Here is a 523-nt window from a genome sequence, read left to right as displayed (position 1 = left end):
GATTTCTGTATTGGATCACACTGGAAAAGAAGGTTTGACCCGTAACGGTAACCTCAAAATTGACCAAAATGGTATGCTAACCAACGCAAGCGGTCATGCCGTTTTGGGGGAGAACGATGCGCCAATCACCCTGCCAATCCCACTCTCCAAAATCGAAATCGGTCGTGATGGCACCATCTCTGTACTTCCACAAGGTGCGCCGGCTGAAGAATTACAAATCGTTGATCGTATCAAGCTTGTGAAAACTGACGATCAAAGCTTATTTAAAGACACCAATGGCTTATTTCGCCATAAAACTCCAAACCAGCCTTACGAAGCAGACGGCACTATCAGCATCCAAACTGGTGCGATTGAAGGTAGTAACGTGAATGCCGTAGGTGAAATGACCGCGCTGATTGACCTTCAACGTCAATTCGAAATGCAGGTCAAAATGATGAGCACCGCTGAAGAGATGGATAAATCTTCAGATTCATTGCTTCGTATGAGTTAACAGAGTTAGAGGTTCACTATGCATCCAGCACTA

Annotated in this window: 1 protein-coding gene; it reads left to right on the top strand. The window is 45.1% G+C overall.

Annotated features, from left to right (window positions below; genetic code table 11):
- Positions 1–490, top strand: a 490-nt coding sequence (locus R7Z77_RS28315) for a flagellar basal body rod C-terminal domain-containing protein (protein WP_318137430.1), incomplete at its 5' end; no start/stop codon positions are given.
- Between the last annotated feature and the right edge of the window lie 33 nt (positions 491–523).

The sequence above is a fragment of the Vibrio sp. 1401 genome, assembly GCF_033340295.1.
Note: the sequence above shows the minus strand (reverse complement) of the source record. Positions and strands in the feature narration are given on the sequence as shown.